This window comes from Hyalangium sp. (assembly GCF_035629615.1).
In the GTDB taxonomy this organism is placed as follows: Bacteria; Myxococcota; Myxococcia; order Myxococcales; family Myxococcaceae; genus Hyalangium.
Map to the genome: position 1 here is coordinate 1 of NZ_DASPHO010000448.1, position 19,243 is coordinate 19,243.

The following is a 19,243-nucleotide window of genomic DNA, read 5'->3' on the forward strand; positions in this document are numbered from 1 at the left end:
CATGACTCGAGGCTCCTCACCGCCACGGTGCAGCTCCGTGTCACCGGCCCTCAGTTCGAGGACGATCTCAACGAGCGCGGCATGGGCGGCTATGCCGTGGTGGACGCCTTCGTGGCCCGCCGGCTCGTGGGAGGGCTGGAGCTCTTCGCTGCCGCGGAGAACCTGTTCAACCGGCGGTACCTCGTCGGCCGCGCAGGGATCGACACCATCGGCCAGCCGCTGATGCTGCGTGTGGGCCTTCGCCTGCGCGAGGCCCCGTGACAGAGGCGTGGACCGCTAGTTCGTGTCCGGGTTGAACCAGCGCCGCAGCGCGTCCAGGTCCTCCACGCGCCGCGCCCGCGGCAGGCTCTCGAGGAACGCCCTGCCGTACGGCTTCGTCACGATGCGCCGGTCCAGCAGCGCCACCGCGCCCCGGTCACTCTGCGTTCGGATGAGGCGCCCGAAGCCCTGGCGCAGCGCCAGCGTCGCTTGTGGGAGCTGGTACTGCTCGAAGGCCTCCTCGCCTCGGGCTTCGATCTGCCGGATGCGCGCCGCCACCAGCGGATCCCCCGGTGAGGCGAACGGGAGCCGATCGATGATCAGCAGGCTGAGCGCGTCGCCCGGCACGTCCACGCCCTCCCAGAAGCTGTGCGAGGCGAAGAGCACGCTGGGCATCTCCCGGAACGACTCCAGGAGCTGCTGCTTGGGCCGCTCGCCTTGCTTGAGCACCTGGTAGGGCAGCCGCGACTTCGTCAGCTCGTGCGCCCGCTCCATGTTGCGCAGGCTGGTGAAGAGCACGAAGGCCCGGCCCCCCGACACCTCGCACAGCCGGAGGATCTCCTCCGACACCGCTTCGATGAAGCCGGGGACCGCGGGATCCGGCAGGTGCGTGGGCAGGTAGAGCGCCGCCTGCTGCTCGAAGTCGAACGGGCTGGACACCGCGAGCGTCCGCACCTCCGCTACCGGCACGCCCTCGTCGTCATACAGCCCCATCCGTTTCGCGAAGTAGTCGAACCGTCCCTCGGCCGCCATCGTCGCCGAGGTGAACACCACCGTGTCCACCCCGCCATAGAGCCGCCCGCGCAGCTCCTTGGCCACGTCGATGGGGCTGGCGCGCAGGAACACTCCGCGCCCGCGCTGCTCCGCCCAGTACACGTGGTCCGTGGACTCCGCCTTCTCCAGGAAGGTCAGCTCCTCCGCCATCTCCCCGCTCCGGCGCGCCAGGGCCAGCAGCTCCGGCTCGCGCTCGCTCACGGTGAAGGAGGCCAGCGCGGCAAGCCCCTGACGCACCTGCTCCAGCGGACTTGCCAGCAAGGCCATGCGGTCCGCCTTCAGCGCCACGCCCCCCTCGGTGCCCGCCAGCCCCAGCACTCGCGGGGCCTGCGTGAAGAGCACCTCCGCATGGTTCCGAATCCGCGCCGCCAGCGCCCGGACGGTGGTGAAGCGCGAGTCCGTCTCCGGCAGCGCCGCCACCGCGTCCCGCGACAGCTCCTCCAGCCGATGGTTGGAGACGCTGCACCCGAAGTACCCGCTCGCCGCGTCCTCGAGCGCGTGGGCCTCGTCGAAGATGACGGACTCGTAGAGCGGCAGCACGCCCTCGTTGCGCCGCCCCGTCCCGCGCAGCGACAGGTCCGCGAAGAAGAGGTGGTGGTTCACCACCAGCAGATCCGCGGACTCGGCTTCACGCCGCATCCGCGTCACGAAGCACTGCTCATAGAGCGGGCACTTCGTCCCCACACATGTGTCCGCGGTCGCCGACAGCCGAGGCCACGCGCTGAAGTTCTCCGGCAGCTCCAGCTCCGCCCGATCCCCCGTGTCCGTGCGCTCCGCCCACGACTGGATGAGCGACCAGTACCGCACCTCGTCGCGCGAGCCGAACGTCGGGTCCTTCGAGAAGGCGTTGAAGCGCTGCAGGCACAGGTAGTTGCCACGGCCCTTGAGGTATGCGGCCTCGAACTTCAGGCCCATCTGGTCCCTCAGCAGCGGCAGATCCTTGAAGAAGATCTGATCCTGCAGGGTCTTCGTCGCCGTGGACACCACCACCCGGCGGCCGGACAGCAAGGCGGGCACCAGGTAGGCCAGCGTCTTGCCGGTGCCCGTGCCGGCCTCGGCCACCAGGTAGCTGCGCTCGGAGAAGGCCCGCTCCACCGCGCGCGCCATCTGGAGCTGCTCCGGACGGTGCTCGTATGCAGGCAGCGCGGCCTGGAGCGCGCCTCCCGGGCCGAGCAGGGTATCGACGTTGAACGAGCGGACGAGCGTAAGAGCCATCTGGGGGGAGCCTCGATCCGCCGAGGCGGTCGGACAAGATAACAGCCTGTCGCGCCTGGGAGATCGGAACATTTGCGCTCCCCTGCCCGCCTGCTCTCGCTGGGCGGAGGCACGGCTGCCTCGGCCCAGGGCTGGCGTGCGTGCACCTGACCCAGTAGGTTGGCAAATGCCAACCCAACAGGTGGGGTCGTTGATGCGGAAACCGGGGAAATGCATAGAATACCAGAATCCTCTGATTTCCATGACTAACCTGAATGCGACCTCTTGCCGTCCTGCTCCTGACGTCGGGCCTGCTGGGCTGTGCCAGTGGGCCCGAGCCCATGAGTGAAAGCACCGTGGTCCTTCAAGAACAAGACTATGGCCGCAAACCCGACGGGCTTGTGTGGGTCCGCGGTCCCTGGGAAGCCATCCAGCCTTCACGTGATGTTGATGAAGTCATTGATCAAATGTGTCCTGCCGTCCTGGCGCTTCCGCGTGCCACCTTGAAGGATTACGGCCAAGAGTACTGTGGAGCGATCTACACCCTCGGCGAGGGCATCTACTACGCCAGCAAGCCTTCTCCGCTTGGAAGGTACGAGGGCCCCGGACCGAGCAAGAGCAAGAATTGCTATTCGCCCTTCCACGTCATTGACCCGAGGGGGCAACCGGTGCCTGAAGCCGACTATCACAACCACCCATGGCCAGCATCCGGGCTGTCCGAGAACGACCGCCAGCTCCGCCGTCAATACTGGCGGTTCCGTGTTCAGTTCGACTCCCAATGCACCATCCAAAAACTGGTCCCCAACCTAGGCAGCTCGCGCCCAGGCGAAGTCTACGAACGCCGTGGCAAGTCATGGGTGCTCATTGGAATTATCAAACCCGAGGACAAACCCTATGGCTACGTCACGCCCACCGGCAATCCATAGCCTACTGACATCCCTACTTTGTGGGGCCCTCGCCGCGTGTTCACATGCGCCAGCACACCTTGCCTATGTCCCACCGGAGGAGGCGGCCTGGTTCAAGATGCCCTATGAATTACCGGAGGCTGGCAAGAAGACCCTTAGCGGCACCATGGCCACAGCCATCCAACTGGCCATGGAGGACTTCTTGCCACGGGACTGGAAAGCCAGTCGTGGCGCAAGCTCACAAGGCATATGCCTGGGACAGCGGCAATCCTATGACATCGCTGCATTCCCTGGGCCTGGGAATCTGATCTGGGTTGTTATTTCACTGAGCGATGGTGCGTGCACCTGGGGACCTGATCCGTTCCCGGACGCGGGTGCAACGTATGCGGTCGACACAGCGGGATGGCGCATCCTCGCCGTGCGCTCTCCATGAGAAAGCTCAGCCGATCCCCATGCGATACTTGACTCTCTCCGCTCTGATCTCCGCCACACTCTCTGCCTGCACAACTTCACCACGGCGGGTAACCCATGCTCCACCTGCAGAAGCCGCTGCGGTAGAATTTCCATCCTTGACTGTTTCAACACCAGGACTCCAGCGTCTCGACGGGAATATGGCCGCTTCGATTCAGCTTGCCATGGATGACTTCCTGCCGTGGGATGCACCACCACCCTCGCCCTCGCCCATCCACGAAGAACCCTGTCTGTGGCGTCGTGAGTCCTACGATGTGACCGCCGTGCCGGCCCCCGAGGGCGTCGTGCTGGTGCGCTTCAACCTGAACACTGACGTCTGCAGGTCAACCGATCAGCTCATCAACATCATCACGTATGCAATAGACATCCGGACAATGCGCATCCTCTCACGCGAGATGCATGCGCGGCCCAACCCAATAAGCCCCCAGCCGCCAGAGGCTCCTTCTCAGCCCCCCGGCGTGGCCCCCCCTCCAGCGGCGGCTCTGCCATCCACAGGCCTGGGTGCGGCAATCGCGAACACAGCCCGTATGAAACTTCCGCCGCCGGGGGACTTCCGCAACGTGCGATGGCAGGCTCTTCAAAAGGAAGCCACGCAGGTCCAGTTCCCACTCGACTTCCCCAAGGAGGAGCGGCTGATCATCCCAGGAACCGCCCTCAAGGCCGCTCAACTGGCAGTGGAGCACTTCCTCCCCTCGGATGTCCGGCCTCACCGTGGTGCCACCCGCGACGAGGTCTGCCTCTACCAGCGAGAGTCCTACGATGTAACTACCGCGCCAGGACCTGCTGGAGTCTTGTTCGTCCGCTTCACCGTCAAAGATGGGGTCTGCAACTCGGAAGGGCCTGTCCTCGACATGGGCGCCACCTACGCCATCGATGTCACCCTCTGGCGCATCCTCGCCATCCAGCGTTGATGTCCTCGGGAGGACTGACCGAGGCCAGAGTCGCTACTGCGGAGGCGGGTACTTCTGCAGCTTGCGCTGGAGTGAGCGCCGGTGGAGCCCCAGCCGCCGGGCCGCCTCGGAGATGTTGCCGGCACAGTCCGCCAGGACGCGCTGGATGTGCTCCCACTCGGCCCGCGCCAGTGAGGGGGCCTGGACGTCCTCCCCCACCGCGGGGCTGGGCTCTCCCAGACCTCGCGCCAGCGCCACGAGCAGATCATCCACATCCGCGGGCTTCGGCACGTAGTTGAGCGCTCCCAGCCGCACTGCCTCCACCGCCGTGGCGATGCTGCCGTAGCCCGTGAGCACCAGGACGAGCGTAGAGGCATCCAGCGCCCGCAGCTCGCGCACCAGCTCCAGCCCGCTGCGCCCAGGCATCCGCAGATCCACCACCGCCAGCTCCGGAGACTCCTGTCGCGCGGCGGCCAGCCCCTCGTCCACCGAGCCCGCCGTCACCACCTCGTAGCCCCGCTCGCGGAAGGCGCGCGCCAGCCGCTCGCGGAACACCACGTCATCGTCCACCAGCAGCAAGGAAGGGGCGTCAGAGGCTCTCGAAGGCACCATGGCGGGGCCAGGCTCATTCACCCGGCGGCCGGAGGCTCGCCCCACTCGCCTCCGAGGACAACCGGGCAAATTGTCGCAGGCGCTCCACCGGCCACGTCATCTCCACGAGCGTCCCCTTTCCCAGCTCCGAGCGCAGCTCCAGCCGCCCGCCGAGCGGGTCCAGCACCGCGCGCGCCAGGAAGAGGCCCAGGCCCATGCCCTCGCCCGGCGGCTTCGTGGTGAAGAAGGGATCGCACGCGCGCGCCAGCACCTCCGCCGGCATGCCAGAGCCCTCGTCCTCCACGGACAGCCGCCAGCCCGCCTCCTCGCGCGCCAGCGCCAGCCTCACCCGCGTCTGCTCCGCCGAGGCCTGGAGCGCGTTCTTCACCACCCCCCGGATCGCCTGGCTGAGGGCCCGTGCCGGCAAGGACACCTCCTCCTCCCGGCAACGCCCGTCCGCCTCCCACCGCACGCGCTCGACACCCCGCAGGCCCTCCAGCGCCTGCTCCAGCAGGGACGCAGGCGTCAGAGAGACAAAGGCCTCTCCGCGGCTGGCCCCGGCATCGGCCGCCATCTGCGCGAGGATGTCGTGGCAGCGCGCCACCTGCTGGCGGATGAGCTGCGCGTCCTCCCGCCCCGCTGGCGAGAGCTCCACTCGGCGCTCGAGCTCCCGGGCCACCACGGCGATGGTCGACAGCGGCGTGGACAGCTCGTGGGCGGCCCCCGCGGCCAGCGTGGCCAGGGCCGCCAGCTTCTCGTTGCGCGCCGTCACCGCGCGTGCCGCCACCAGCTCCGCGTCGCGCTCGGCCAGGGCCCGGGTGACGCGCTGGACGAAGTAGACGATGAAGCCCGAGGCCAGCCCGAAGGCCACCCACATGCCCTCCAGGTGCAGCGGCACGTCATCGATGTGGTGGTGCGCGGCCGAGGCATCTCGGCCGGGTATCCACAGGTGCCGCACGAAGAGAGTCCCGAAGCACCCCAGGGCCAGCGCCACCAGCGCCCACGTCCACCGCGCGCGCAGCACCACCGCCGCCAGCGCGATGTGCACCAGGTACAGCGTGCTGAAGGGGTTGAAGGGGCCACCGCTCAAGTCCAGCAGCACCGTGAGCAGCACCACGTCCAGCGCCATCACCGCCCACAGCATCCACTCCTGGATCTCCCGCCTCCGCCGGGCCCACAGCCCCAGCGCCGCGTTGCTCGCCGCCGCGATGCCCACCGTGGCGAACAGCGGCACCAGCGGAAGCGGCATCTCCAGCCCCAGGCGCGCCAGGAGGATGAGCGCCGCCTGCCCCACCACCGCCCCCCAGCGCAGCCGCAGCAGCCACGAGAGGTTGATGGCGTGCGCCTCGCGCACCCTCAAGATCCCCCGAGCGTCATCCGGAACTGGCGGAAGAAGAAGAACGCCAGCACCAACAGCGTGAGGAAGAGGATCACCCCCGCCACCAGCTGGGCCTTGGGGGAGGTACCGGGCACAGAAGTCGGCGTGAAGGCCGCCGGCGAGGCCGAGGCCAGCCGCACCACCTCGTCCCGGCCGCGCTGGGCGTAGAGATCATCCGGCGCCTGCGCCAGCCGGATGCGGTACAGGCGGCCCGCCGCGGCCAGCTCGCCCCGCCCCACCGCCAGCGACACCAGCCGGTCGTGCGCGTCCCGGTCGTCCCACCGCTCCAGCACGGCGAGCCACGCGGCCCTCAGGGGCTCGGAGAGTCGCTGCTCGTCGGGATCGAAGTTGGCGTACACCAGGCCGCACGCGGAGCACGCCTCTGCTCCCTCCTTGCGCACTGAGATGCACTTGGGACAGAAGCCCCCGGCCACCGCGAAGGGATCCTCCGAGCGCGCCAGCGCCGCCGCCTCGCGCACCCTCTCCTCGGAGGGCCGCAGCGCCACCACCTTCAACGCGGGCGCCGTGGTGCTCCGGGGCGCGGGGGCCGGCTGAGACGCTTCGGCGCTCGTCTGCGCCACGGCCGCCACCAGCGCCTCCTCGGGCCGCGCGCGGCTCTCCTGGCCGCAGCGCGCGCACGTCATCACCAGCACGCCCAGCTCTACCCGGAAGGCCGCCGGGGGCGCGAGCCGCTCGCATGCATCGCAGAGGTACCTCATGACAGCACCTGACGAAGAGGGACAGGCATGGCACAACCGATCAGCGCCACAAGGCAGAGGGCGCAGATCCACTTGCGCCCGCGGCTCAGGGGCACCTCGGGCTCTAGCACCTCGGGGTGCCCGAAGCCCACCAGCTTGCTCGTCACCAGCAGCCACACCCCCCAGGAGGCGGTGGCGAACAGGGTCAGCAGGAACAGCACCAGCGCCACCCCCTTCCCCACCCACCGCGCGCGGGGGCCCAGCAGCGCGAAGGCCAGGTGCCCCCCGTCCAGCTGTCCCACCGGGAGCAGGTTGAGCAGGGTGACGAGCAGCCCGAACCACCCGGCGATCACCACCGGGTGCACCAGCACGTCCTTCCCCTCGGGCAGCGGCCCTACCGCCAGCCGCGTCAGCCCCTGCATCAACAGGCTGTCACCAAAGATGAGCTGCATCCGCCCGGTGAACAGCTGCTCCGGCGCGGCCGGGGCGTGCGTGAGCTCCGCCATGGCCCACGTGAACAGTTCCCGGAGCAGCACCCACAGCGAGTTCTCTCCCGGAAAGGTGGCCCCCACCGCGGGTGCGTCCACCACCTGCGAGTGGCCCAGCCCCCACAGGAGAATGGGCAGCGCCACGGCCAGCCCCGCCAGCGGCCCTGCCGCCCCGATGTCCACCAGCGCGTTGCGGTGGGGGATCCGCCCGCGGATCCGGATCACCGCGCCCAGCGTCCCCACCCCCACGTACGGCAAGGGGATGAAGTAGGGCAGGCTGGTGTCCACCTTGTGGATCCGCGCCAGCACGTAGTGCCCCATCTCGTGCGAACCGAGGATGGCCATCAACGAGAGGCTGAAGGCGAGCGACTCCACCCGCAGCGCACCCAGGTCCTCGCTCCCTCCAAAGGACCAGGCGTACGCGCTATAGGTGGTGAAGACCGTCAGCGCGAACAGCAGCAGGTGCAGCCAGAGCCGCGAGGCGGGACGGGCGGGGACTGTCTCCATGAGGTGCCTGAGAGGTGGGTACCAAGGGGCCTCTTCCTTTGCAACGCAACGGCCGGTTCCTGGAAAAAGGGGATTCTGCCCTGAACTGATCTTGACTCTGAACGGGCATCTGCTACGAACGCGCCGCGCTTGAGGGGCAACCACTCAACAGTGGGCTCGCTTGGTTAGCCCACAGCTACCGCAAGCCACCTATCCGGGAGGGAATACAAATGAAGAAGGCCATTCTGTCCGCCGTTGCCGCGACCAGCCTCGTGGCTTGCACCAGCGTCGAGAGCGCCGTTGTCTCTGGCGCCGAGATTGCCGCCAACGGTGGCGAGGCCGTTGCCGTGGTCCAGGCTAACGCTCTGGGCCTCACCGCCATCTTCCACATCGTCGACCTGGTCCAGAGCGACCTCGACACTGTGGTGAACAAGCTCCTGGTGGCCGAGGCCAAGGCCATGGGCGCTTCCAAGCTGGACCTGAAGGGCGCCGGCACCACCCCGCGTCACGGCCTGTTCGCGCTGTTCGGCGGCATCATCGGCGTGACCCAGTCGTCCGCGATGGGCGTCGCCGTCAAGTAAGCCTGTTCGGAGTCACCGTCTTTCAAGAAGGCCCCCCTGGCGACAGTGGGGCCTTCTTTCTTTTCCACCCCTGCTCCCGGCCCCGCATGCGCGCCCGCCTCCTGTTCCTCACCCTCCTCGTCCTCGCGGGCTGCAGCCGGCAGCGTGAGGATGCCCACCTGCTGAATGAGGTGAAGCGGCGCCTGTCCGAGCGCGACGCACGGCTGACGAGCTACCGGCTGGAGGGCCGCACGGGCGAGGGGGGAGCAGAGCCGGTGGGCTTCAGCTTCGCCTACCGCGCACCCCAGAAGATGCGCGGCTCGCTGGGCGCGCCCATCTCGCGCACCTTCTCCTGGGACGGAGAGCGCCTCTTCGAGCAGAGCGACGCGGACAAGCGCTTCACCACCTTCCAGACGGAGCTGTCCCCGGAGCGGCGCTCCGGCTTCCTCACGGAGACCTTCGCCCCCTTCACCCCCGAGGGCTTCCGCGCGCCGCTGCTGCCCGCGGAGCTGAGCGCGAAGCGGACCTCGCACGCGCGCGCCCCGGAGGCCGTGGAGCTGGCCGCAAGCGTCGCGGATCCGTCCGGCGAGAGCCTGCAGGTGACGTACACGCTGCGCTGGCCCACGCTGGACTTCCTCGGCCGGCAGTCGCGCCTGGCCGACGGCACCACGCTCGAAGTCCGCGTGGAGGAGGAGCACTGCGACAAGGCGCTCGAGCTCTGCGTCCCCCAGAAGCTCAGCCGCTGGGTGAAGGGCGAGAAGGTTGGCGAGACGACGCTCTCCAAAGTCGAGCTGAACCCCACCCTGCCCAACGACAGCTTCACCCTCGCCGCTCCGGAGGGTTACGAGGTGCAGACGAAGACACTCGTGGACGCCGCAGGGAAGTAGCCCTCCGCCTTGCTCCCAGGCCGTTCCGTTCCCACCTTCCAGACGGAGGTATGGGGGCATGGTGCAGAACGTCATCTTCGACGTGGATGGGACGTTGGTGGACTCGGTGGATGAACACGCCGAGGCCTGGCGGCGGGCGTTTCTCGAGTTCGGACGGGACCTGCCCTTCGCGCACGTGCGCAGCCAGATCGGCAAGGGCGCCGATCAGCTCATCCCCGTCTTCTTCAACGACGAGGAGCTGGCTCGCTTCGGCAAGGAGCTGGAGGAGTACCGCTCCGAGCTGTTCCTCAAGAGCTTCCTGCCCAAGGTCCGCTCCTTCCCCAAGGTGCGCGAGCTGTTCCAGCGGCTGCGCAAGGAGGGCATCCACATCGCCCTGGCCTCCAGCGCCAAGGAGCAGGAGCTGAGGCACTACGTGAAGCTCTGCCGCATCGAGGGCCTGTTCGAGGAGACCACCTCCAAGGATGATGTGGACAAGAGCAAGCCGCACCCGGACATCTTCCAGGTGGCGCTCAAGCGGCTCGGGAGCCCGGAGGTGAACACCACCGTCGTCGTGGGGGACACGCCCTATGACGCGCTGGCCGCGGGCAAGCTCCACCTGCCCACCTTGGGCGTGCTGTGCGGCGGCTTCCCAGCGGACGATCTGCGCGCCGCGGGCTGCCGCGTGCTGATGAAGGATCCCGCGGAGCTGCTGGCCCGCTTCGAGGCCTCCCAGCGCACCTGGCCGTGGGGTGAGGCGGACATGCCCACGGGGCCCGAGGACGAGGAGTCCCGCTGAGCCTCTCTTCCATCCCCCCTGTCCTCCCGCGCCGGGAGTGAACACCTTTGGCGCCGGAGAGGAGGAACGCGCACTGGAGACAGCTCTCATCGCTCCACCGCGTCGCCGGGCCCTGGATGACGGGCCCGCGGTGCTGGTGGTGAACACGAAGGCCCGCTCGGGCAAGGAGGCCTTCGAGGCAGCCCGGGAGGCGCTCGCCGCGAGAGGTGTGCCGCTGATGAGCGCCCTGGCGCTCTCCCGGACGAGCCGCCTGCAGCGGGTGCTGGACGATGCGGTGGCGCGGGGCGCGCGACGCATCCTGGTGGGCGGAGGAGATGGCACGGTCAGCTGCGCGGCGTCCCACCTGCTCGGCCGGGATGTGACGCTGGGGGTGCTGCCGCTGGGCACCGGCAATGACTTCGCTCGCTCGCTGGGCATCCCGGACACGGTGGAGGCCGCCTGCGACGTCATCGCCCAGGGCTTCACGGCCCGGGTGGATGTGGGGCTGGCCAACGGGCGCCCCTTCCTCAACGCGGCGAGCCTCGGGCTGGCCACGGCCATTGCCCGGAGGCTGACGAAGCGCCTCAAGCAGAAGATGGGCAAGCTCGCCTATCCCGTGGCCGCCGCCACGCAGATCTGGGAGCACCACCCGTTCCGCGTTCGGATCAAGGCCGACACGCAGTCGCTGGAGCTAGAGGTGCTGCAGCTCGTGGTGGGGAACGGGCGCTACCACGGCGCGGGCAACGTGGTGGCACCGGATGCGACGCTCGATGATCGCCGGCTGCACGTGTACGCCATCACGGCTCCCTCCGTGGAGTCGGGACGTGAAGGCACAGGGCTCGGCCAGCTCGAGGACATGGCGACGCTGGCGCGCGTGGCGCTGTCGCTGCGCCGCGGCCACCATGTGGAGCACCCGGCGGTCACATCCCTGCGGACCTCGCGGCTGTACGTGGAGGCCGAGCCTGTCCAGGAGGTGAACGCGGACGGAGAGCTCACCGGCCGCACGCCGATGCTCTTCGAGCTGGTGCCCGCGGCGCTCCGCGTGTACGCGCCCGCGCCGGCCGAGCCCACGCACTGAGCGGGTGCTCCACCCCAGGGAGCCGGTGAGGCCCGTCGGGCCTCCTCCCCCTGCAGCGATTTCGAGGATCTGCTTTCTCGGCCTACGCTCTCCCTGCCAGTCCACCGGCTGCAGCCTGGAGAGTGAAGCGCCGTGCTCAACCGTTCTCGCTACCCCCTCCTCATTGCTCTGATCCTGGGACTCGTCGCCACGCTGCTGCTGTGGTGGCGGCCCACGGACAAGGACACCCCGGCGGCTCGTACGAGCACCCCTGGCTCGGCGACCTCAGGCCCCTCCTCCAATGGGAGCACCCGCTCCTCCCCCCAGCCCTCCAGCACCACTCAAACCCTGGAGACTCCGGCTGTGCCCTCGGATGGAGCCTTCCGGGTGCGCGTGGTGGCCGCAGGACAGCCCGTCGAGGGCGCACGGGTACAGGCCTACCTGCGCGGAGCGGACGACGGCACGGGGCGGACACCCTGGCGCCGTGCGAGTGAGGGCACCACGGGGGCAGACGGCACGGTGCGGCTGCCCGCGGTCCCTGGCCTCTATCTGCTGAGCGCCTCCGCCCAGGGCCACGCGCCCGCGCGCCGGGAGGTGGCACGGCCATCAGGTGAGGCAGAGACCGTCGTGGAGTTTTCGCTCCCAGCGGGGGTGGAGCTCCGAGGGCGGGTCGTCGCCGCGGGCCGTGGCGAGCCGGTGCCGCTCGCGGAGATCTCGCTGCATCCCTACACAGGGGCCGTCTGGGCCAGCTCCGAGGCCGTGGCACTCCCGGAAGAGACCGCGGAGGTGACGAGCGATCCCCAGGGCCGCTTCACCTTCTCCGGTCTGGCACCGGGCCGCTATGCGCTCACGGCGGGGGCGGCGGGCTACAGCCGGCGAACGTTGCGCATCGTGACGGTACCGCTGCCGGGCGAGCTGGAGGTCAAGCTGTGGGCTTCGAGCTTCCTGGAGGGCTTCGTGCTGGGCGAGGACGGGGAGCCCGTCGCGGGCGCGGAGGTGCTGGCGCTGGGCGGCCCCACGGTCCCCAGCACCTCCACAGGCTCCGGGGGTGGCTTCTCGCTCGAGGTGTCGAACGGCACCTATGTCCTGGCGGCACGACAGGGCGAGCGCATGGGGCGCATCCCGCAGCTCCTCCAGGTGGCTCCGGGCGAGACGCTGCGGGGCCTGCGCATCACCCTCGGAGCCCCCAGCGGCCTGACAGGGACGGTGACAGCCACCTCGGAAGAGACACCGGTAGAGGGAGCGCGGCTGGTCGCGAGTCCCGCGAACAAGGCAGGCGAGGTGGGTTCGGTCACCACGGGGACGGATGGGCGCTACACGCTGGATCTCCCCCCAGGAGACTACGACGTGGTGGTGGTGGCGCCGAGCCGGACCGGCGCGGTGCGCGAGGCGCTGGTCATCGCCTCGGGCCAACGGCTCACGGTGGACTTCCAGCTCGACGGAACGAGCACGGTGGAAGGCCGGGTGACGGACCTGGAGACTCGGCCCATCGCGGGCGCCTCCGTGAAGGCCTCTCGCATGCACGGTCCGAAAGGGGTGGAGCGCTTCACACGCACGGACGCGACTGGCGCCTACCGGCTCGAAGGGCTGGCGCTGGGGACGACGGTGGTATCGGCACGGCGGGAGCAGACGGAGCACTGGACGAAGAAGTCCGTGGAGGTGAAGCCAGGCACGGCCGCCCAGGTGGACTTCTCCCTGGCGGAGACGGGCATCGTCCAGGGCCAGGTCACGCAGGCCTCCGGCGCTCGCCTCACCCAGCCCGCGCTCGTGCGCGCCATGACGCAGCAGGGCGGCTTCGGGAACCTCACCCATGCGGACACGGATGTGGAGGGCCGCTACCAGCTCGAGCTGCCCGCGGGCGTCTACCAGCTCGTCGCGGTGAACCCCGGCGCGCGCTACGTCTTCACACACGAGGACGATCTGGCGGTGACGGTGCCCGCCGGCGCGGCGGTGGTGCAGGATCTGTCGCTGTCGGAGGATCGAGGCGTGCGGGGCACGGTGCTGGAGCCCTCGGGAGCGCCGAGCCCCTACGCCACGGCGGTGGCGATTCAGCGCGGGGACTTCGCCATGGCCCTGCCCGTCGAAGCAGACGAGGAGGGCTCCTTCGTCTTCCCTCCGCGTGGGGCCCATGCCCCTCCGCTGGACATCATCGCGCACAACGCGGGACGGGTGGGCGAGCTCTCCGGAGTACGCGAGGACACCGATGTCACCCTCCAGCTGCGCCCCGCGGCCACGCTCCGAGGCCGGGTGGTGGCGCGCAGCGGAGCGGCGCCCCTGGGCTTCTCGCTTCAGCTCCTCCAGGAGGATGGCACGGTGCTGCCGTGGCTCGAGCGCGGCAACCCGGAGCGCTCCTTCACCGGCGCCTCCTTCGTGCTGTACGACGCACCGGCCCTGCCCCTGCGGGTGAGCGTGCGCACCACGGATGGGCGCACGGGAGAGGCCTCGGTGAAGCTCTCGCCCGGCCAGAGCGCGGAGCTCGAGGTGCCGCTCACGGGCGGCTCCGCCTCCATCGCCGGACGGGCGGTGTGGAGTGACAGCAAGGCCCCGGCCGAAGCAGTCTCCATCTACCTGGACAAGCAGCTCTCGGCGGGGAGCGACGCCCAGACAGGGCCGGACGGACGCTTCCTCCTCAAGGACGTGAAGCCCGGACCGCACACGCTGAGGGTGTGGGCCTCCGCGGACGGTCAGCCCGTGACGCGCACGGTGAAGCTGGCCTCGGGCGAGGCGGTGGATCTGGGGGACGTGGCGGTGACGACGCGCAAGACGACGCCTGGGACGATCGGCGTGGGCTTCAGCGAGGAGCGCGGCTGGGTGTCCGTGGCCTGGGTGAAGGCGGACAGTCCCGCGGCCCAAGCGGGGATGCGCGTGGGGGACCAGCTGCTCGCGGTGGAGGGACTGGTGGTGCGCAGCCGACAGGAGGCGGAGCAGCGCACCAGAGGCGCCCCAGGCTCGCCCGTCCAGCTCCGCATCCAGCGCGCGGACGGTCAGGAGCAGCAGCTCCAGCTCACCCGCGCGAACTGAGCAGCGCGCGCTCGAAGAAGCGCAGCGCTCCGCGCAGATCCGAGGACACGGCTTCCACAGGCACCTTCCGAGCCCACTCCAGACGTTGGCGAGCACGCTCCAGCGCCTGCTGCGCCTCCGGACTGCCCGGCGGACTCGCCCGTGCCTCGGCCAGGTCCACCGCCACCTGCAGCAGGGCGGCGAGCTCGTAGAGCACCATGTCCTGCTGAAGCTCCGGAGCGGCCACCAGCTCTGCGAAGCCTGCCTGTGCCTCCGAGATGCAGCCCGCGCTGGCCTGGACAGCGGCGAGGTGGGCCCGGAACCGGAGCGCGTGCCAGCGCGCCGCCTGTCCCAGCAGAGAGACGGCCTCGGACAGAGCGCCCCGGGCCGTCTCCACCACGCCCAGGGCCTGCCAGGCCCGGCCGAGCTCGCCTCGAGCACACCCTTCCAGGATGCGCATCCCAAACTGCCGGCCCATGCGCACGGTGGCCTCCAGGTGCTCGCTCGCCTCCAGCGCCTGTTCCTCCTCCAGGAGATAGCAGCCCAGGTTGAGCCGGGCGATCGCATGGCCTACACGGTCCCCCGCGCGGGTGGCCTTGACCATGGCCTCGCGCAGCAGGGTGATGGCCTCCGGCGTCTCTCCTGCCTCTCCCAGAGCCACGGCACAGTTGGTGAGGAAGCCACTCTCGAACATCACGTCTCCGACTGCCCAGAACAGCCGCCGCGCCGCGCGCAGGTGAGGCGCAGCCGCCCTGGCTCCACTCCGGAACTGCTCCACCAGGCCGAGGTTGCCCACGGCATAGGCCTCCAGCCACGGGGCGTCATCCAGGCGCAGCGCCAAGGCCTCCTGGATGAGCTCCCAGGCGACATCCATGTCTCCTGCATGACGGGCGATGATGGAGAGGTCCACCAGCACGTGCTTCTGCTGGGACACCTCACCCTGCGCTTGGAAGGACTCGCGCGCCTGCTCCAGGTCACGCCGGGCTGCCGTCACCTGTCCACAGGCCCCGTACATCCGGCCCCTCGCCGCGAGCACCTCGGCCCGCATCAAGGGAGGCACAGGGAGCTGCGCGGCCAGCTCCAGCGCCCGCTCCATCCGGGACAAGGTGATGCCCATGGGGCCACGCGCGGTCACATCCGGCTCGAGCGCGATCAGTCCTCCCAGGGCCCGCTCCACGGAGCGCGCAGTGGGTGGAGCATCCAGGGCGCTGTCGCAGGCCGCCAGGAGGTTCTCACGCTCGTTCGCCAGCCGCCGCAGCGCCTCGCGCGCTCCCGCTCCACGCACCCGCCCCCGGAGCTGGCGCGCCAAGGCCAGATAGAAGTCTGCATGGCGCTCCAGGAGCGCGGCCCCACCCTCGGTCTCCGCCAGCCGGGCCACGGCGTACTCGCGAATGCTCTCGTACATCCCCAGGCGCGCCGCGCCCTCCGGCAGTCCCTCCGGCACCACCTTCCGCAGGAGGGACTTCGAGCGGAGCGACTCGATGACCTCCGCCACCCGCGGGCTCCCTGGAGGGAGCGCGAGGATGGCCTCGGCCGCCTCCAGGGTGAAGCCGCCATGAAACACGGTGCACTGCGCCAGCGCGGCCTGCTCCGTCGCGTCCAGCAGTCCCCAGGACCAATCGATGGCCCCCTGGAGTGGAGTCCGGGACGCCGAGGCATCCCGCAGGCCCTCGCGCAGCAACTCGAAGCGGCGCACCAGCCGCTCGCGGAGCTGCTCCAGGCTCAACAGGCGGGTGTGCGCCGCCGCCAGCTCGATGGCCAGCGCGATCCCTCCCAGCAGGTGGACGAGCTGCGCTACCAGCGGCGCGTCGGTGACTGTCAGCTCGTAGCTCCCCCGGACCTCGCGCGTTCGCTGAACGAAGAGGCACACCGCCGCCGAGCGGGCGATGGCATCCAGGCGTGTCTCGCCTTCAGCGGGCAGCACCAGCGGCGTGAGATCGAGAATGCACTCCCCCGTCAGGCGAAGCGCCTCGCGAGACGTGGCCAGAAAGCGCGCCTGCGGAGCCATCTCCAGCCAGCGGCCCAGCGTGGCGGGCAGGTGCCGGAGGATCGGCTCCAGGTTGTCGAGGATGACGAGGGTGGCTCCATGCCCCGCCAGGGCCCGCCCGAGCTGCTCCACCGGCTGGCTCTCCTCGCCACCGTGGCTCAGCGAGACCCCGAGCGCCTCTCCGAGCGCGTGACAGATGTCCGCCTCCGTCGAGGCCTCTGTCAGGTTGCACAGCCACACGCCCCCTTCCCAGGCGCGCGTCTGCAGTTGCTGCCGGCCAAAGTGCGTCGCCAGCCGTGTCTTGCCCATCCCTCCTGGCCCGACCACGCTCACGAGCCTCGCCTCGGCGGCGAACCAGCCCCGCAGGGCCTCCAGCTCGTCACTCCGGCCGATGATGTCTCCCTGGGTCTCAGGGAGGTTGCCCTGCTGTTCCTCCGGCCCCCGCGGGCCTCCAAGGCTCCCGCCCGCCTGCGACGCGGGCAACACCTCCACCCGCGAGGCCTCCGCTCGTGACTCCTCCGCGGAGGGGACCGCCTCCGGTCTCAGCACATCGGACATCACTGCTCCTGCACCCTGCGAGCAGGGCTGAACCTCTACTCTGCCCTCCCGGGCCGCTTCCCCCATTTTCACATTTCTCCTGCAGTCCGCATTAACCCACCCTGGGTTTATCTGACCCGTCGACGGCCTTTGTCTGCCCACCTACAGTTTGCTCACCGCTGCTGAAGAGGGGGTCTCGCATGGCAACCCAAGTGTCTGAGGAAGGTCGCCGTACTCGAGAGGGGTTCCGCGCCGGAGGAAGTCCCGGGGCCTTGCTTGCCGGAGTGCTCTGGCTGACGAGCCTCTCGGCCTGCAACCCCGCCGAGCCTGGCGAGTTCGAGCAGTTCGGGCAGCTATCCCAGGCGGTGCACACCGACAACGGCCTCTCGTACAACGGCCTCTCGTACAACGGCCTCTCGTACAATGGCTTGTCCAGCGCCGCCTTCGAGGCGTGGTTCACGCAGGATCCGAACATGGCGGATCAGGTGATGCTCTACCTCGTCCGCTGTGCCCTCCCCGCTGCGCAGACGCTGACGTACACGGAGCCCTCGTCGAGCCAGAGCTACACCTGGACGGGAGGACTGGGGCTGGCGCCAGGCTGGGCCAGCGGTGCAGCGCTCACCGTGGCAGAGCAGCAGATCATCACCGCGTGCCTGGCGGCTCATACCAACAAGTACCAGCAACACGTCCCCATCTCCGTGCTCGGGCATGATGCGGAGGGGAACACCATCCCCTGGACGCAGGAGGAGCTCGCCGAGTACTCGGAGCGGGAGGCCTGCTTCTTCGGGAACCTCTTCACGGACGAGGGCGTCTACGCCGGCAGCGACCGCAGCTCGCACAACATCACGGAGAGCACCTCGCGCGCCTGCTCGATCACGCCCAACGCCAGCAACCCCAGCAACTGTCCCCCGCTCATCTATGGCGGCCCGTGCATGAGCTTCTGCACGCGGGACGCCTCGAGGACGCACTACACCTCCTGCACGCTCAACGGTGTCACGTACGTGCCCCTCACCACGCGCCTGCGCCCACAGGACATCTTCACGTGTGGCGACGGCGTGTGCCAGATCAGCGAGTCCTGCGGGACGGGCCACCAGTACAACAACTGCCGGGCGGACTGCGGCCCCTGCCAGTGAGGGCAGGCCCGCCTTAGCTCTGCTCCAGCACCCGCGAGAGCACCTGGGCGGTGAAGTTCACCAGGGGGATGATGCGCTGGTAGTTCATCCGGGTGGGCCCGATGACGCCCACCGTTCCAAGCACCTGCTCTCGGCTGCCATACGGGCTGGCGATGACGCTCAGCTCCCCAGGCCCGGAGAACTCGCTCTCGGCGCCGATGAAGATCTGCATCTCCCGGGCGCGCTGCACGCGGTCCAGCAGCAGCAGCAGCTTGTGCTTCTCGTCCAGCGTCTTGAAGAGGGCGCGCATGCGCTCCACGTCAGCGAACTCAGGCTGCTCCAGGAAGGAGCCGGTGCCCTCGATGCGCACGCGCTCGGCCTCGGGCGTCTGGAGGGCCGTGGCGGCCGCACCCAGCTTGAGCGCCTTGGCCGTCAGCGCGTTGTAGAGCGCCTGCTCCTGGTCCATCTCCTGGCGGATGCGCTCGCGGGCCTCCTCCAGGGGCACCTCGTGCAGCAGCTCCGAGAGGTAGTTGGACGCCTTGAGCAGCTCGTCCGAGGTGACGGGGAAGTCCACCGTGATGACCTTGTTCTGCACCTGCCCGTTGGGCCCCACCAGCACGGCCAGGACGCGATCCTCGCGCAGCCGGACGAACTCGACGCGGTGGAACACCGCCGCCTCCGGGCGCGGGGTGAGCACCACGCTGGCATGCCGTGTGAGCGAGTGCAGGATGCGGCTGGCCTCGGTGAGGATGTCCCCCAGGTTGCTCTCCTGGACGAGCCCCGCGTTGATGATCTCCCGATCCTTCGGCCCCGGATCCTTCAGACGAACGAGCGTGTCCACGTAGAAGCGGTAGCCGCTGTCCGTGGGGACACGGCCCGCGGAGGTGTGGGGCTTGTCCAGGAACCCAAGCTCCTCCAGGTCCGCCAGAACATTGCGCAGCGTCGCCGAGGAGACATCGAATCCAGCCTTGCGGCTCAGCTGCTGGCTGCCGACGGGTCCACCCGTGGTGATGTACTCCTGCACGACCGCTCGCAGGACTTCCTTTTCGCGCTCTCCAAGCTCTTCCGACATCCCTAGATCACGCTCCACCCCGAAGTCTAAGGAGGTCTCCGGAGCGGTTCAATCCCACGCCGTGGAGCAGGCAGCCAGACGCCCGAAGGAGCCGCCACAACCCCTACAACCTTATTTTCTATGCTCTCCAGGATTGAATTGAAG

15 protein-coding genes and 1 pseudogene are annotated in these 19,243 nt (G+C 69.3%); 9 read left to right on the forward strand and 7 right to left on the reverse strand.

All coding sequences use genetic code 11. The annotated features are described in order from the left end of the window. A pseudogene (locus tag VD972_RS22910) lies at window positions 1–261 on the forward strand (TonB-dependent receptor); the annotation flags it as partial. 15 nt (window positions 262–276) lie between these two features. On the opposite strand, the gene VD972_RS22915 reads toward VD972_RS22910, so the two are convergent. Further along, complete coding sequence (locus VD972_RS22915) at window positions 277–2,247, reverse strand: ATP-dependent DNA helicase (protein WP_324990382.1); 1,971 nt, start codon at window positions 2,245–2,247, stop codon at window positions 277–279. A 320-nt stretch (window positions 2,248–2,567) separates the two neighbouring features. Between VD972_RS22915 and VD972_RS22920 the strand changes: the two genes are divergently transcribed. Both VD972_RS22920 and VD972_RS22925 read left to right on the forward strand, forming a co-directional pair. Next, window positions 2,568–3,152, forward strand: a complete 585-nt coding sequence (locus tag VD972_RS22920) for a hypothetical protein (protein ID WP_324990383.1) — start codon at window positions 2,568–2,570, stop codon at window positions 3,150–3,152. A 590-nt stretch (window positions 3,153–3,742) separates the two neighbouring features. After that, window positions 3,743–4,513 (forward strand): hypothetical protein, encoded by a 771-nt coding sequence (locus tag VD972_RS22925; protein WP_324990385.1) that lies wholly within the window; start codon window positions 3,743–3,745, stop codon window positions 4,511–4,513. 33 nt (window positions 4,514–4,546) lie between these two features. On the opposite strand, the gene VD972_RS22930 is transcribed toward VD972_RS22925, so the two are convergent. Genes VD972_RS22930 through VD972_RS22945 form a run of 4 tightly spaced genes read right to left on the reverse strand, consistent with a single transcriptional unit; the run spans window position 4,547 to window position 8,154 of the window. Then, the gene (locus VD972_RS22930; RefSeq protein ID WP_324990386.1) at window positions 4,547–5,104 is read right to left on the reverse strand and encodes a response regulator transcription factor; all 558 of its coding nucleotides are present in this window, start codon (window positions 5,102–5,104) and stop codon (window positions 4,547–4,549) included. Between the two features lie 13 nt (window positions 5,105–5,117). Beyond that, a complete protein-coding gene (locus VD972_RS22935) occupies window positions 5,118–6,437 on the reverse strand; it encodes an ATP-binding protein (protein ID WP_324990388.1) in 1,320 nt (439 codons plus the stop codon). A gap of 2 nt (window positions 6,438–6,439) precedes the next feature. Next, window positions 6,440–7,180 carry a hypothetical protein gene (locus VD972_RS22940; RefSeq protein ID WP_324990390.1) on the reverse strand — a complete coding sequence of 247 codons (741 nt, stop codon included), beginning with the start codon at window positions 7,178–7,180 and terminating at the stop codon, window positions 6,440–6,442. Continuing rightward, window positions 7,177–8,154: a site-2 protease family protein gene (locus tag VD972_RS22945; RefSeq protein ID WP_324990392.1), complete on the reverse strand. Its 978-nt coding sequence runs from the start codon at window positions 8,152–8,154 to the stop codon at window positions 7,177–7,179. Before VD972_RS22945 ends, VD972_RS22940 begins: the two co-directional genes overlap by 4 nt. A gap of 209 nt (window positions 8,155–8,363) precedes the next feature. Between VD972_RS22945 and VD972_RS22950 the strand changes: the two genes are divergently transcribed. The 5 genes from VD972_RS22950 to VD972_RS22970 all read left to right on the forward strand — a co-directional run bounded on the left by VD972_RS22950 (window position 8,364) and on the right by VD972_RS22970 (window position 14,412). Then, the gene (locus VD972_RS22950; protein ID WP_324990394.1) at window positions 8,364–8,714 is read left to right on the forward strand and encodes a hypothetical protein; all 351 of its coding nucleotides are present in this window, start codon (window positions 8,364–8,366) and stop codon (window positions 8,712–8,714) included. An 86-nt stretch (window positions 8,715–8,800) separates the two neighbouring features. Continuing rightward, window positions 8,801–9,580 carry a hypothetical protein gene (locus tag VD972_RS22955; RefSeq protein WP_324990395.1) on the forward strand — a complete coding sequence of 260 codons (780 nt, stop codon included), beginning with the start codon at window positions 8,801–8,803 and terminating at the stop codon, window positions 9,578–9,580. A gap of 58 nt (window positions 9,581–9,638) precedes the next feature. Further along, a complete protein-coding gene (locus VD972_RS22960) occupies window positions 9,639–10,355 on the forward strand; it encodes an HAD family hydrolase (protein WP_324990397.1) in 717 nt (238 codons plus the stop codon). Window positions 10,356–10,485: 130 nt separating this feature from the next. Continuing rightward, a complete protein-coding gene (locus tag VD972_RS22965) occupies window positions 10,486–11,412 on the forward strand; it encodes a lipid kinase (RefSeq protein ID WP_324990427.1) in 927 nt (308 codons plus the stop codon). 132 nt (window positions 11,413–11,544) lie between these two features. After that, window positions 11,545–14,412 carry a carboxypeptidase regulatory-like domain-containing protein gene (locus VD972_RS22970; RefSeq protein WP_324990399.1) on the forward strand — a complete coding sequence of 956 codons (2,868 nt, stop codon included), beginning with the start codon at window positions 11,545–11,547 and terminating at the stop codon, window positions 14,410–14,412. Here VD972_RS22970 and VD972_RS22975 read toward each other — a convergent pair. Beyond that, entirely contained in the window at window positions 14,396–16,936 is a 2,541-nt protein-coding gene (locus VD972_RS22975; protein WP_324990400.1) for an ATP-binding protein, read from the reverse strand. The two genes, VD972_RS22970 and VD972_RS22975, sit on opposite strands and share 17 nt — an antisense overlap. Window positions 16,937–17,187: 251 nt before the next feature. On the opposite strand from VD972_RS22975, the gene VD972_RS22980 reads away from it, so the two are divergent. Continuing rightward, window positions 17,188–18,048: a hypothetical protein gene (locus VD972_RS22980; protein ID WP_324990402.1), complete on the forward strand. Its 861-nt coding sequence runs from the start codon at window positions 17,188–17,190 to the stop codon at window positions 18,046–18,048. A gap of 13 nt (window positions 18,049–18,061) precedes the next feature. Here the strand turns inward: VD972_RS22980 and hrcA are convergent, their stop codons facing one another. Beyond that, entirely contained in the window at window positions 18,062–19,099 is a 1,038-nt protein-coding gene (gene hrcA, locus VD972_RS22985; protein WP_324990403.1) for a heat-inducible transcriptional repressor HrcA, read from the reverse strand. Window positions 19,100–19,243: the final 144 nt, after the last annotated feature.